This window comes from Actinoplanes sp. CA-051413, from assembly GCF_050955795.1.
Lineage (GTDB): Bacteria > Actinomycetota > Actinomycetes > Mycobacteriales > Micromonosporaceae > Actinoplanes.
Genome location: NZ_CP192100.1, coordinates 2,992,262 through 3,005,280 on the forward strand (window position 1 = coordinate 2,992,262; position 13,019 = coordinate 3,005,280).

A 13,019-nucleotide genomic window follows, 5' to 3' on the forward strand; every position below is an offset into this window, starting at 1 on the left:
GACAGTGTCCACAGGGCATCTGGATACCGGTTGTCCGATATTCAACGCGTCGCATCGGCCTCCCGCTATCGGTGGCAGGGTGGAAACGTGGAACTCCTGGTACTGGGACCGCTGACTGTCCGGCAGGGAGGACGGGACATCGTCGTCCCCGCCGCGAAGGCGCGCGCCGTGCTGGCGTACCTGGTGGTGCACTGTGGGCAGCTGGTCACTCCCGAGGCCCTGAGCGCGGAGCTCTGGCCCGGCGGTCCGCCGGTGAGCGCAGCGAACACCCTGCAGACGTACGTGTCACAGCTGCGCCGTCTGCTCGAACCTGATCGCAGCCCCGGCGACAAGCCGCGCGTGCTGCGCTCGGTGCCGGGCGGGTACCTGCTTGATCTACCGCCGGCACAGGTGGACAGCCGCCGGTTCGAGGAGGCGGTGCGCGGTGGCCGGGCGGCCCTTGAAGCGCACGAGTACGACAAGGCCGCGGATCTGCTGTCCGCCGCTCTCGGATGGTGGCGTGGGCCGGCGTACGGGAATGTGCCTGGCGACAGTGCGGCACGGGAGGCGGCCCGGCTGGAGCACTGCCGGCTGGTCGCCACCGAGCTGCGGATCGACGCGGATCTTGCGCTCGGCCGGCATGCCGACGTGGTGGGGGAGCTCGAGGGCCTGGTGCTGGCCAACCCGTGGCGGGAGGAGTTGGTGGCGCAGCTCATGCTGGCGCTCTATCGGTCCCGGCGGCAGGCTGACGCGCTCGGCGTCTACCGTGCTGCCCGGGCCCGGCTGGTCGGGGAGCTGGGCGTCGAACCCGGGCCGGAACTGCTGCGGCTGGAGCAGCGCGTCCTGCGCCAGGACCCGGATCTTGAGATCGGCGGCGTCCCTTCTGTATCGCCGCTGACGCATTCCGATGCGCCTCCCCGGACGGAGCGCGAGCGCCCGTGGAGGCTGATCGCGGCTGCCGCCGTACTGTTGATCGGGGTTGCTGTCGCACTGAGCTGGGGTGACGGCAAGGCGCCGCCCGCGGGCGGGGTTTTCTCGGAGTTCGATGTGGCTGTGCGGCCCGGTATCGGCTACGACCTGGACGTGCCCGCCGGGCAGCCGAGCGACTGGCATGCCACCAACAACCCGCGCTCGCCGGACTACGACTACCTCGACCTGTACCGCACCAGCCCGGCCGCTCCGCACGACCAGATTTCCGGCGTCGACCTGACCAACACCAACGCCTTCAACGCCGTGCACGCGGTCAACCGGGGCGACCCACCACAGGTCTGCCGTGGCCTGCCCCGCCAGGGTGGTGGCAACGTCCGGCTCGCCGGGTTGTCCGCCGGTGCGGAGGTGTGCTTGCGGACGCATGCCGGTCGGTGGGCGCTGCTCACCGTGGCCCGGATGCCCGAGAGCCGGCAATCGGTGCTGCCGCTGCACGTCATCGTGCTGAACGACTGAGCGTTCCCGCCGGCGCCGCGATCCGGGCGCCGGCGGGAACAGGTACGCCGTCAGCAGGTGCGCTGAGCCACGCACGGGTCGAGCACCCGCAGGTGACTCCACACCGCCGAGGTCCAGTCGAGGGTGGGGTCGGGGTCGCCGGGACGGTTGTAGAGCTTCGCCACGTACGAGGTCACGCCGTCGGCGGTATACGGTTCCCAGTTGGCCTGCCCGTAGGCGAGCCAGGGGTCGGGCCGGCCGAAGGCGGTGTACTGGTTGCCCGACTCGGCCTCGATGGCGAAGAGGTTCTGCGACCCGGTGTCACCGAAGTACATGCCGTACTCGGCCATGGCCCGCAGGAACACCTTCTTCCACGGCTGCACCGGCAGCGCGTCGATCTGCTGCGACGTCATGTCGAGCTGCAGCAGCGCGCCCATCGGCGGGGCGTCCACGGTGTTCGGGCAGGTCTGGCCCTTGCCGCGGGCCGGGTAGACGAAGGTGCCGTTGTCGCAGTCGATCACGATGTTCAGCGCGTGGTTGATCCGGCCGGCCTGGAGTTCTTCCGCGCGTACCCGTCCGGCCAGTCCGGCGAAGTGCGCCGCCGTGCCGTGCCCGACGCCGGTGGGCTCGCAGTTGGTGCCGTCCGCCGGCACGCCGGGGGAGCACTCGCCGACGACCCGGGACCGGCCGCCGAAGGAGATCTGCAAGGTGCCGCCCGGCGCGGGAAGGCCGCTACCGCGGACCTGCCACATGTCGTACGACCAGCCGGTGCTCTGATCCACCACGGTGAGGTGCCGGTCCGCGCCGGCCGCCGCCGACCAGCCGCCCTCCGGGGCGGCCTGGGCCGGGATGCGAACGCTCATGCCGTCGATGGTGCAGTTCCCGCCGTACGACAGGCAGTCGATCACGTACGTCGGGTCGCCGGGCTGCGCGTAGTAGGTGGGTTCGCCGCCGAGACCACGCGGGTCCGCGCTGATGTGTCCGGGGTAGTCGCGGGCGGAGATGTCACCGAGGATGCGTCCCTTGATCGCGTCGGAGCGCTGGGTGCTGCCGCCGATGGGCCGCGGGTTCGCCGGGATGGGGTTGTTGAACGGGCTACTCGCCTCGAACGGCCGCCAGCACGCCGGTGGCCAGGCGCCGGGGCCGAAGGAGCCCCAGGCCGGGGTGCATGTCGGCCCTGGAGTCACTGTCGCAGCGGCGTACGCGGCCCGCACGTTGCTGTCGCCGCCACCGGCGGTGGTGAACCGCAGCCGGAGATCGTTGAGATCGGCTTGGGTGATCCCGGTGGCGCTCACCGAACGCCAGGTGAAGCCCGAGCCGGCGGGAATCGTGGCGCCGACCAGCGTCCGGCCGGCCGTCACGACCTCGACCTGCAGCTGGGTGCCGGCGCCGGTGTTGGCGTAGTACCAGCCGGCGACGGACGCCGTGCCGCCGGTGAGAGATGTGGTCGCGAGCGTGACTTCGGTACGGCGGCCGGTGCCGCCGGCATAGATGTAGTCGGCGGCGGACACGGACGCCGGTTGCACGACGGCGTCGTCGAGCGCGGACCACGCCGGGCCCGCGGTGCCGCTGGTCCATTGCCGCACGATGTCGCCGTCGGGGCGTAGCACCACGCTGGTGTCCGCCGCGGCTGCGGCGGGCGTCCCCGGTGGAGCGGCCCCGGCGGGTGCGGCCAGGGCGGTGGATGCCAGCAGCAGGGCCGCGGCCAAGGCGATGGGACGGTGCGACGGTGTCATGGGAAACCTCCGTGCCGTAGGAAGCGGAGTGCTCCCTTCACCGTTGCGGCGGCACTGGAGAGGCGCTGGAGAACCGGGTGAGAAAACCTGGAGAGGCGACGCGACGGCCGGATCGCCCCTGCGGTCCGTTCAGCGGCGCGGCGACGCCGTCACCAGGCCGCTCTCGTAGGCGGCGGCGACGAGCTGCGCGCGGTCGCGGGCCGCCAGCTTCGCCAGCAGCCGGGACACATGGGTCTTCACGGTGCCGACGCCCAGCCGCAGGTGCGCGGCGATCTCGCCGTTGGACAGGCCACGGGCGACCAGTACCAGCACCTCGCGCTCGCGTTCGGTGACGCCGGGCAGGCCCGCGGTGGGAAGTTCGGCCTGTTCCGGGCGCTGGGCGAACTCCGCGATCAGGCGACGGGTCACGCCGGGCGCCAGCAACGCGTCGCCCGCGGCGATCACCCTGATCGCTGACAGGAGGTCGGCCGGTGGCGTGTCCTTGAGCAGGAAGCCGCTGGCTCCCGCGCGCAGCGCCGCGTAGACGTACGCGTCCAGGTCGAACATCGTCAGGATCAGCACCCGTACGTGCGCGGTTTCCGGCGCGGCGCAGATCTGCCGTGTCGCCTCCACGCCGTCCATGCCCGGCATGCGGATGTCCATCAGCACCACGTCCGGGCGCTCCCGGTGGGCCAGCTCGACCGCCTCGAGGCCGGTGGCCGCCTCGCCGACGACCGTCAGGCCGGGAGCGGTGTCGACCAGGGCCCGGAAGCTGCCGCGCAGCAGCGCCTGGTCGTCCACGACGAGTACCCGTACGGCGTCGCTCACGCGGAGACCTTCGCTGCCGCCTGGAACGGCAGGCGGGCCGATACCCGGAAGCCCTGCCTCGGGAGAGGACCGGCCTCCAGCGTGCCGTCGTAGAGCGTCACCCGCTCCCGCATGCCGATCAGCCCGAGGCCGGGCGTGCCGTCGGCCGGGAACTGGCGCCGGCCGGGCCCGTCGTCCGTGACCTCGACCGAGATCATGCCGCCGGCCCGGCCGATGCGGACCTCGCAGGACGCGGGCGCAGCGTGCTTCACGACGTTGGTCAGCGACTCCTGCACGATGCGGTAGATGCACAGCTCGACGCCCTCCGGCACCGGACCCAGGTCAGCCAGCCGCAGGTCGACCTTGACGCCGGCCCGCCCGGCCCGCTCGGCCAGGGCCGGCAGGCCGGCCAGGCCCTGCGGCGGGGCGTACGCGTCAGCCAGATCGTCCGTGGAATCCGAGCGCAGCACGCCCAGCATCTGGCGCAGCTCGGTGAGCGCCGAACGGCTCGTCGTCTCGATCGCGCCCAGCGCCTCCCGCGCCACCTCCGGATGCTGGTCCATGACGTGGTGCGCGACGCCGGCCTTGACCGCGATCACCCCCATGCTGTGCGCGACGATGTCGTGCAGCTCCCGGGCGATCCGCAGCCGTTCGCCGGCCACCGCGCGCTCGGTGAGCTGAGCGGCGGAGCGTTCCGCGTAGGCGTGGCGCTCGCGCGCGGCGCGGCCCAGCGTCCACGCACCGCCGAGCAGCACGGCGCTCAGCAGCACGCCGCCCGCCGCGTCCCGGGCCCAGACCGGCAGCCCGGCCACCGAACCGATCACCAGCGTGAGGCAGGTCAGCACGCCGATCACCCGGGTGGGCAGCCACGGGCGGGGCGGCCGGGTGAGCGCCACCGGATACAGCGCGAAAGCCGCGGCGACGAAGAGGCTGCCCGCGACGTCGGTGGCCGCGGCCGCCACGGAGGCGGCGAGCACGACCGTGAAGACGGGCACGGGCCAGATCCGGCGGACCGCGAGCGGCAGCCCCATGGCGGCGATGAGGAGGACACGACCCCAGACCGGTACGCCGTGAGCGGGTGACGAGCCCAGCGTGGACGTCAACATCACCGCGGTGTATCCGGCCGCGGCGAGCGAGTCCACCACGATCAGGTCACGCCGGCGCGGCCGGCCGGTGAGCAGCCGAGTGTGCGCCGATGTCACCTCACCGTTCACTAGTGAACTCCATGAGCCGACCGTATCGCCGGGCGGCGTGCCGCGTCGACCGTCCCGGGACGTAGGCCTGGAGGCATACCTCGCGCGGTACACGGCAGATCGGTCCATCCCGCGGCAGACGCAAAGTCGAGACGGGGGAGAGATGTGTCGCCGGTGCTGCTGCGGAAGGGTTGTCGCCATGATTGAGGTGCGAGAACTGACCAAACGGTACGGCGGCACGGTGGCCGTCGACGGGCTGTCGTTCACGGTGCGGGCGGGCACCGTCACGGGCTTCCTCGGCCCGAACGGCGCCGGGAAGTCGACCACCATGCGGATGCTGCTCGGCCTGGACACTCCCACCGCCGGCACGGCCACCATCGACGGCCGGCCGTACGCCGGGCTGCGCCATCCGATGCGCCGCGTCGGCGCCCTGCTGGATGCGAACGCGCTCCAGGGCAACCGCAGCGCCCTCAACCACCTGCGCTGGCTGGCCCGGAGCAACCGGATCGAGCCGGCCCGGGTGACGCGGGTGCTGGAGGAGGTCGGCCTGGCCGGGGTGGCCCGTAAGGCTGTCGGCGGGTTCTCGCTCGGCATGCGCCAGCGGCTCGGCATCGCCGCGGCGCTGCTCGGTGAGCCCGACGTGCTCGTGCTGGACGAGCCGGTCAACGGGCTGGACCCGGACGGCGTGCGCTGGATCCGGGACATGCTGCGGTCCTTCGCGGCCGAAGGCGGGACGGTCCTGCTCTCCAGCCACCTGATGAGCGAGATGCAGCTGACCGCGGACCAGTTGCTGATCATCGGACGCGGCCGGCTGATCGCCGACACCTCGGTGCGCGAGCTGGCCGAACAGTTCACCGAGGGCGTGCTCGTCCGCTCGGCGCGACCGGAGGAACTGGCCGGCGTGCTCCGCGCGGCCGGCGGTGAGATCGCCACCGCGGCCGACGGCGCCCTGACCGTACGCGGGCTCGACCAGCAGCGGATCGGCGACCTGGCCGCCGGGAACGGCATCCCGATCTACGAGGCCGCGGTCCGCAGCGCCTCCCTCGAGGACGCCTATCTGTCACTTACCGCCGGCACCGTCCAGTTCGGTGCCTCTGACAACAGGACGGTGTCCCGATGACCGACGCGCTCGTCGCCGAATGGATCAAGATCCGGACGACCGCGACGACCCTGTACTGCCTGGGCGTGGCGCTGGCCAGCGTGGTGCTGAGCACGCTGCTCACGTTCGGCATGGTCTCCTCGTACGACGGCCGCGACGCGGCCGGCCGCGCCACCTTCACCGGCACGCCGATGGAGGAGGTCACCATGCTGGTGGCCCACCTCTGCCTGGGCGTCCTCGGCGTGCTGGCGATCAGCTCGGAGTACACCAGCGGCATGATCCGCACCAGCTTCATCGCGATGCCGTCGCGCCGCGTGGTGTTCCTGGCCAAGAGCACGATCGTGGCGTGCGTGGTCTTCGTCGCCGCCCAGGCCGTCATCTTCGGCACGTTCTTCCTCAGCCGGCTGGTGGTCGGTGACCGCGCGATCCCCGACTACCGGACGGGCGTCGACGACCGCGCCGCGACCTTGTTCGCGATGGGTTTGACCGCCGTGGTAGTGGCGCTCGTCGGCCTCGGCCTCGCGGCGATCTTCCGCTCGGCGGTCGCCGCGATCGCCGGCATCGCGCTGCTGGTGTACGTGTTTCCGATCGCCGCGGGCAACATCCCCGAGCCGCTCGGGCCGAAGATCGACGCACTGTCGATGAGAAGCCTGGCCCTCCAGATCGGCGGCGACGTGCCAGATGCCGTGCTCTCGCCGGCCGCCGCGCTCGCTGTGCTGGCCGCGTACGTGGTGGTGGCGATCGGGATCGCCACCTACCTGATCGGGCGCCGGGATGCCTGACCGCTCATCCGGCGGGAGCCGCCGGCCGGCCGATCCGGCGGATATAGGTCCGGTATAGACCGTCGCAGTAGCGTGCGGATCCGCGGACCGGCCGGCGGCCGGCCCGACAACGACGAGGTGCCGCGCGGCGCGCCCGGGTGGTGCCCTGACCGGAAGGGAAAGCGATGCCTTCATTCGAAGTCGACCGGCGCGGACTGTTGCGCGGATCGCTGGTCATGGCCGCGCTGGCAGGAACCACGGCAGTGCTCGGCTCCAATACCGCCGCGGCGGCACTCGCCCCGCCGCGGACCGAGCCGCTGCCGGAGGTGCCGGGCATGCTCGGCGACCGGCTGGGCAACGAGTTCTGGTACCGCTTCGACCAGTACACAGCGTTCGCCCCCAGCGCCGAGCTGGCCGCGGCGTACGAGGTGCTGCGGTCCCGGTTCGACCGCTTCGAGCGCGACATCTACTTCGCCTGGCGGGACACGAACGCGGCCGGCACGTACCCCGCCGCGTTCCTGGACGTCGTGACGCCGATCCGGCCGCAGCTCGAGGTCCTGTCCCGGGCCCAGCTGATCGCCTTCGACGAGCTCTACCACCGGCATGACCCCCGGCTGGTGACCGCGTTCATCGACTTCGGCCAGGGCGTGCTCTTCGACCCCCGTCTCGCGGAGTACGAGCAGGAGGTGCACACGATGAACGGCAAACCGCCGGTGGGCTACCACACCTGGCACGCCTTCCTCCGCGCCATGATGCTGCTCGGCATCGACCGCGGACGCTGGCGCCGGATCGCCCCGCTGAACGGGCTGGCCTGGGCGGTCCAGACGGTCGCCAAGCCGGACACCAGGGTGGTGAGTCCGCCGCTGCCCCGCGAGACGGTCCGGCAGCTGACCCGGCTGTGGTTGCCGAAGAGCGTCGCGCAGCTCGACGAGGACTTCCTCTCGTTCCCCTATCCGGCGGGCATGAGCTGACGTCCGATGCGTTGCGGAAGACCCCGGCGCCTGGTCAGGCCCTCGCCGGCTATCCGGTACGCCGCCACCTGCACCGCGTCGGACAGCGGCGGGGCGTCCTCGGGCACCTCGGCCCGGACCGTCAGGCCGTCGTGCGCCAGCCGGGCGGCGAGCCGTTGCAGCGCGGCGGGCAGGTCGCCGTCGTCGAGGTCGGCGGGCCGCAGCCCGTCGATCGCCCGGCGCACCTCCTCGGTGACCCGGGTCAGCTCGGTCGCCGCGTCGGTGAGCAGCTGCCGGGCCGGCGAGTCATCGGCCACGTGCGCGGCCGCGGTGTCCAGCCGCAGCCGCAGGCCGCTCAGCGTCGGCCCGAGCCCGTCGTGCAGGTCGCGCCGGAGGCGCTCGCGTTCCTCGCTGCGGGCCGCAACGACCCGTCCGCGGAGCCGGGCGTGCAGCCGCCGGATGGTCTCGACGGTGCGGCGGCGCCGGGACCGCGACAGGTCGGCCGCCACCCGGTAGAGCTCGCGGCCCAGCACGGCGGTGGTCACCGCCCAGCAGAGCATCATGATCACCAGTACGGCCGAGGAGACGAACGCCGCGGCCACGACCGCGGCGAGCACTACCAGCGCGGCGCCCACGAGCCCGAGCACCAGGCTGGCCGACACAATTGTGGTGAGCGTCGGCGTGCACCGCCGCCGGGCGCGGTGGCTGACCACGTACAGGAAGGCCAGCACCGGGATCAGCACGACCCCGGGCAGCAGCAGCAGGCGCGGGTGCGCGTCGCCGAGCAGGGCGGGGCCGGGGCTGGGCGACAGGGCGGCGAGCACGGGCGGCAGCGCGATGCCGGCCGCGGCGATCAGCAGCGCCCGCGCCGGTCTCCGGCGCGGCGGCCCGGTCGCGGCCGCCCGGTAGATCTCGTCCGTGGCACCTGGCTCGTCGTCGTGTCCTTGACCTCTATGCCCCCGCAACTTGGTCATGGTGCCACGGTAGGCCGTAACAATCCTCTCGCCAACATCAACGAGTGTCGAACTCCGGACGTCCGTCAATCTGCCGGGTGCGGCGTTGATTGTAATTCCGGGGTCACGCGGAGACCGCGGAAAGAGGATGATGGAGCTCCGGTGTGGAACCGGAGCTCCAGCACTCATCGTCGTTTCTTGGGCAGGTCGAACTGGTCGGCGGCGCGGCAGTCCTTCTGGCTTCCGATCGCGGCGGGACCCAGTTCGGCGAGGGCTTCGCGGGCCCGTTGCCGGCCGAGGTTCCAGGCGTACCAGGGGTCGGGGTCCTCGAGGTCCTCGGCGATCCAGCTGAGCGTGCACCGGCGTACCGGATCGGGCAGTTTGGTCAGGGCCGGGGTCGCGTCGGCGGACAGAGCCCGCAGGTACCAGGCGTCGATCTTGCCGGAGCCTTCGTAGCGGGCCGCGTTGCGGCTGGCCACATAGCCCTCGGGGTCGAGGGCGGCGAGGCCGAGCAGCATCAGCACGGCGAGACCGACGGTGGCTCCGGGAATCCAGCGGCCCTGCCACTTCAGGCCGGCGACCGCGATCAGCACGAAGATCACACCGAGCAGCATTTCGGAGGCCATCACGAAGATCCGCTCACCGGTGAAGCTGTAGACCCGCTGGTACTCCCACATCCGCGACAGCGCGGACGCGACGATGATGACGCTCAGGGCGCACAGCAGACCCAGCAGTACGCGTAGCAGCAGCCGTTCCGCCGGCTGGTCCCGTTTCGCCCAGCGGGCCAGGCTCGCGATCAGCGCAAGGGACAACAGCGTGACCGCGACCAGCTGCCAGAATCCGCTCCGGGCGTACTGGGAATAGCTGAGCCCGGCCGTCTCCAGCACGTGCCGGCTTCCGCCGAACAGCACGGTGAACTGCACGGCGACGAAACCGCCGAAGAGCAGCACGAGCGCGGCGCCGGCCGGCGCCCACTCGATCAGGCCGAATCTGCCCTTGCCTTCGGTGTCCAGGCTGGACGTCGCCGGCGGCGCGGCCAGCGTGTAGATCCCGGAGACGGCGAGCAGGCCACCGGCCGCCGCCAGGAAAATCCACTGGAAGATCGAGCCGATGCTGAAATCGGGGATGGCGTCGTCCAGCAGCTGGGAGAACGCGACGTCGGCGGACGACAGCAGGGCGCCGAAGACGAGCAGCACCACAGCGGTGAGGGCGACCGAGAAGAGGATCCGCCGGGCGATTCCCGGATTGCGGCCCGCTTTCAGGTGCCGGCGTACCCACGGGATGCCGGCCAAAGCGGCGTAAGGAGCAGCCACCAGGCTGAACAGGATCGATCTGACCTGGCGGCCGCCGACGATCGCCAGCGCGGTGCAGCCGATCGCGCCCAGCACACTGAACGTCACCAGCCACCACGCGTTGCGGAACGCCGGGATGAGCAGCAGGGCAAGCGCTGCCACGGCCCAGCCGGAGCGGAGCAGCCGCTCGCGGCGCGGCAGGTCGGTGGATCGCCGGACGGCGAACGCGACTCCCAGCGTCAGCGCCAGCCAGCCGAGGAACCAGCCGATGCCCACCCGATCCAGCGGCAGGAAGATCAGGAAGCCGACGGCGCCGGCGAGCACGCCGGCCGGGACGGCCCAGCCCTGGGCTTTCTTCGGTCCGGGCCAGTGCTTCTTGCGGAACGTCTGCCACGCGGTCGGCGGCCGCTCGTACGTGCCGAGCGGGCGCGGCGGGTACTGGGGCGTGTGGGTTTGCGGACGCTGAGGAGCCGGTGGCAGAACCCTCGCCGGCGGGACGGCCGAGGGTGCCGTGGCCGGGCTCTTGGCAGCTGGCGGAGCGGCGGCAGCCGGAGTGGCAGCTGCCGAAGCGGTGGCAGCCGGAGTGGCCGCAGCCGGGGTGGTGACGGCCGGAGTGGCCGCAGCCGGAGTGGTGACGGCCGGCGGGGCCGCGGGTTTCTGGGGTTGGTCGGCCGGTTCGGTGACGGTCGGTTTGGTGGCGGCTGGGGCCGGCGCCGCAACGGAAACCATCGGCACGAAGATCGCATATCCCCGCGTACCGGGCGGGACCAGGACCGGTATCGCCCAGGCCGGTTCGCCTTCGGCCCCCGGCCAGACCAGCGACGGGATCGCCTCGGTGGGCGGCATGACCAGCAGCTGGGGCGCCGGCGGCGGGCCCGCGGAGGCGGCCTCCGCCGCCTTCGGGGGATCAGGCTGTTTCGGTGGCAGATCCGCCACTGCACCCTCCTGGGTTGATCAGTTCGGCACACGGTGAGCCGATCGCGCGGCATTTCGTACGTTGGAACGGGTCCGTATCGCCGCGACGACGGCAGAGTAGCCTGCGGGAACAAGATCCGCCCGCACGGACGCTGGCATCGGTGTGATCAACGCCGAAGTTCGACTCTCGCTGCTGGACCGGTCACGCACCCGTAGCGGCGAAACCGACGGTGCGGCGCTCCGGGGCACCGTGGCTCGCGCGACGCGTGCCGAGCAGCTCGGCTATCACCGCTTCTGGGTCGCTGAGCACCACGGTGTCCCCGGGATCGCGGGCGCCGCCCCGGCACCGCTGCTGACCGCCGTCGCCGGCGCCACGACGGTGATCCGGCTCGGCTCGGCCGGTGTCATGCTGCCGCACCACCAGCCGCTCGTCGTCGCCGAGCAGTTCGCCACGGTCTCCGCCTTCGCTCCGGGCCGCGTCGACCTCGGGCTGGGCCGCTCGCCGGGCTTCACCGCGCCGGTGCGCCGGGCCCTGCGGCAGACCGACGGCGACTTCGCGGCCGACCTGGCCGAGCTGCGTGACTTCCTCACCGGTACGGCGGAGATCACCCTGCACCCGCAGCCGGAGAGCTCCATCCCGCTGTACGTGCTGGCCACCGGAACCGGCCTGCGGATCGCGGCACGACTGGGCCTCCCGGTGATCGTGGGCGGCCCACTGCTCGGCGCGGACGGTGCCCAGGCGCTGGCCGACTACCGGCGCACCTTCGAACCCTCCGCCCAGCAACCCGAGCCGTGGCTGGCGATCAGTGCGGACGTACTGGTCGCCGACACTGACGCGGAAGCCGCCGACCTGCTGCTGCCCGAGGCGTGGGCGATGGCTCAAAGCCGTACGACCGGGGTGTTCCCGCCACTCGAACCGGTGGCTGCCGCCCGCGCCGCTGCCCGGACCCCGCGCCAGCAGCAGTACCTCGACCAGATCACCGCCGCGGCGATCACCGGCACACCCGACCGGGTACAACGCCACCTCACCGAAATACTCGACCGCACCGGAGCCGCCGAACTGGTCGCCACCGGCAGCACCTTCGACCGCGACGCTCTGCACGCCTCGGACGCCGCCCTGGCCGCGATGTTCTCCCGCCCCTGATCCCGGACTATCGTTGCGCCGATGAGTTCGAGCGCGCCTGTACCCGCATCCGGCCCGGCCGCCCTCCCCGGCTGGCAGCGGTACACCGTGCTGATGGCCGAGGCTGACTACCGGTCGGTCAGGAAGGACCCCCGGGTCGCGTACGCGTTGTGGTGCGTGGTCGGCATTCTCGGTGGGCACCGTTTCTACCTGGGGGACACCGGCCGGTCCATAGCGATGCTGTGCACCTTCGGCGGGCTCGGCCTGTGGACGCTGCTCGACGTGTTCTTCGTGGGAAGCCGGGTGCGCGCAGTCAACCGGTCACGCCGGTCAGCGATCATGGCCCGGTACGGCATCGTCGAGGACCTGTCCGACGGCCGGAACTGACGGCACCGTGCGGCGTTCGTTGACGGTCTGCCCGGCGCCGACCAGCGCCTGATGCGGTCTCGGCGGCGAGACCCTCTGTTCGTGCGGATTCCAGCCGCGGGAGGGTTTCACCCTGGCGGCCGGCTGCGTCGTCGCCTGGCCGCACTTCGTGGTGATCGGTGTGTTGCCGGTTCCGTACCTGTCGGCCGGTGTATCGGGGGTCCGCCAGGATCGCCGCGAGATCTTCGACGAGGGCGGCGAGCCTACCCCTTCCGGAGCCGGTGCACGGCTGCCCCAGGCTTCCTGCCCGTCTATTCGGCGCTTCCCGGCCGCTGAAGATCCCGGCGAGCAGGTGAGCGCGGGTGTCGCAGGAGCGCGCCGCTGTCATGGAAGGGAAGGACAGACATACATAGACTTAGGTTGATAGCTCGACACAAAGATGCC

At 71.9% G+C, this 13,019-nt stretch carries 11 protein-coding genes; 6 read left to right on the forward strand and 5 right to left on the reverse strand.

Features of this window, described 5'->3' with window-relative positions:
• The first annotated feature begins 87 nt into the window (after window positions 1-87).
• Window positions 88-1,422, forward strand: coding sequence for an AfsR/SARP family transcriptional regulator (locus ACQP2Y_RS14195; protein ID WP_433728147.1), 1,335 nt, complete (start codon window positions 88-90; stop codon window positions 1,420-1,422).
• A gap of 50 nt (window positions 1,423-1,472) precedes the next feature.
• Here the strand turns inward: ACQP2Y_RS14195 and ACQP2Y_RS14200 are convergent, their stop codons facing one another.
• From ACQP2Y_RS14200 to ACQP2Y_RS14210, 3 genes are all read right to left on the reverse strand, one after another.
• On the reverse strand, window positions 1,473-3,137 hold the full coding sequence (locus tag ACQP2Y_RS14200) for a hypothetical protein (protein ID WP_433728149.1): 1,665 nt from the start codon (window positions 3,135-3,137) through the stop codon (window positions 1,473-1,475).
• Window positions 3,138-3,266: 129 nt separating this feature from the next.
• The gene (locus tag ACQP2Y_RS14205; RefSeq protein ID WP_433728151.1) at window positions 3,267-3,944 is read right to left on the reverse strand and encodes a response regulator; all 678 of its coding nucleotides are present in this window, start codon (window positions 3,942-3,944) and stop codon (window positions 3,267-3,269) included.
• Window positions 3,941-5,137: a sensor histidine kinase gene (locus ACQP2Y_RS14210; protein WP_433728153.1), complete on the reverse strand. Its 1,197-nt coding sequence runs from the start codon at window positions 5,135-5,137 to the stop codon at window positions 3,941-3,943. Before ACQP2Y_RS14210 ends, ACQP2Y_RS14205 begins: the two co-directional genes overlap by 4 nt.
• A gap of 178 nt (window positions 5,138-5,315) precedes the next feature.
• On the opposite strand from ACQP2Y_RS14210, the gene ACQP2Y_RS14215 reads away from it, so the two are divergent.
• From ACQP2Y_RS14215 to ACQP2Y_RS14225, 3 genes are all read left to right on the forward strand, one after another.
• The gene (locus ACQP2Y_RS14215) at window positions 5,316-6,236 is read left to right on the forward strand and encodes an ABC transporter ATP-binding protein (protein WP_433728155.1); all 921 of its coding nucleotides are present in this window, start codon (window positions 5,316-5,318) and stop codon (window positions 6,234-6,236) included.
• A complete protein-coding gene (locus tag ACQP2Y_RS14220; protein ID WP_433728157.1) occupies window positions 6,233-6,997 on the forward strand; it encodes an ABC transporter permease in 765 nt (254 codons plus the stop codon). The genes ACQP2Y_RS14215 and ACQP2Y_RS14220 overlap by 4 nt, the downstream gene beginning before the upstream one ends.
• 164 nt (window positions 6,998-7,161) lie before the next feature.
• The gene (locus ACQP2Y_RS14225; RefSeq protein ID WP_433728159.1) at window positions 7,162-7,947 is read left to right on the forward strand and encodes a hypothetical protein; all 786 of its coding nucleotides are present in this window, start codon (window positions 7,162-7,164) and stop codon (window positions 7,945-7,947) included.
• Here ACQP2Y_RS14225 and ACQP2Y_RS14230 read toward each other — a convergent pair.
• Window positions 7,926-8,900 carry a sensor histidine kinase gene (locus ACQP2Y_RS14230; protein WP_433728161.1) on the reverse strand — a complete coding sequence of 325 codons (975 nt, stop codon included), beginning with the start codon at window positions 8,898-8,900 and terminating at the stop codon, window positions 7,926-7,928. The genes ACQP2Y_RS14225 and ACQP2Y_RS14230 overlap by 22 nt on opposite strands.
• Before the next feature lie 164 nt (window positions 8,901-9,064).
• Window positions 9,065-11,107 carry a DUF4153 domain-containing protein gene (locus tag ACQP2Y_RS14235; protein ID WP_433728163.1) on the reverse strand — a complete coding sequence of 681 codons (2,043 nt, stop codon included), beginning with the start codon at window positions 11,105-11,107 and terminating at the stop codon, window positions 9,065-9,067.
• A 142-nt stretch (window positions 11,108-11,249) separates the two neighbouring features.
• On the opposite strand from ACQP2Y_RS14235, the gene ACQP2Y_RS14240 reads away from it, so the two are divergent.
• Both ACQP2Y_RS14240 and ACQP2Y_RS14245 read left to right on the forward strand, forming a co-directional pair.
• On the forward strand, window positions 11,250-12,230 hold the full coding sequence (locus ACQP2Y_RS14240) for an MsnO8 family LLM class oxidoreductase (protein ID WP_433728165.1): 981 nt from the start codon (window positions 11,250-11,252) through the stop codon (window positions 12,228-12,230).
• Window positions 12,231-12,251: 21 nt separating this feature from the next.
• A complete protein-coding gene (locus ACQP2Y_RS14245) occupies window positions 12,252-12,596 on the forward strand; it encodes a TM2 domain-containing protein (protein WP_433728167.1) in 345 nt (114 codons plus the stop codon).
• Window positions 12,597-13,019 lie beyond the last annotated feature (423 nt).

Excerpts from the sequence above, each read along its gene's own strand:
- ACQP2Y_RS14200 (WP_433728149.1), bottom strand. The coding sequence starts at position 3,137 with ATGACACCGTCGCACCGTCCCATCGCCTTGGCCGCGGCCCTGCTGCTG.
- ACQP2Y_RS14215 (WP_433728155.1), top strand. The coding sequence starts at position 5,316 with ATGATTGAGGTGCGAGAACTGACCAAACGGTACGGCGGCACGGTGGCC.
- ACQP2Y_RS14220 (WP_433728157.1), top strand. The coding sequence starts at position 6,233 with ATGACCGACGCGCTCGTCGCCGAATGGATCAAGATCCGGACGACCGCG.
- ACQP2Y_RS14225 (WP_433728159.1), top strand. The coding sequence starts at position 7,162 with ATGCCTTCATTCGAAGTCGACCGGCGCGGACTGTTGCGCGGATCGCTG.
- ACQP2Y_RS14230 (WP_433728161.1), bottom strand. The coding sequence starts at position 8,900 with ATGACCAAGTTGCGGGGGCATAGAGGTCAAGGACACGACGACGAGCCA.
- ACQP2Y_RS14245 (WP_433728167.1), top strand. The coding sequence starts at position 12,252 with ATGAGTTCGAGCGCGCCTGTACCCGCATCCGGCCCGGCCGCCCTCCCC.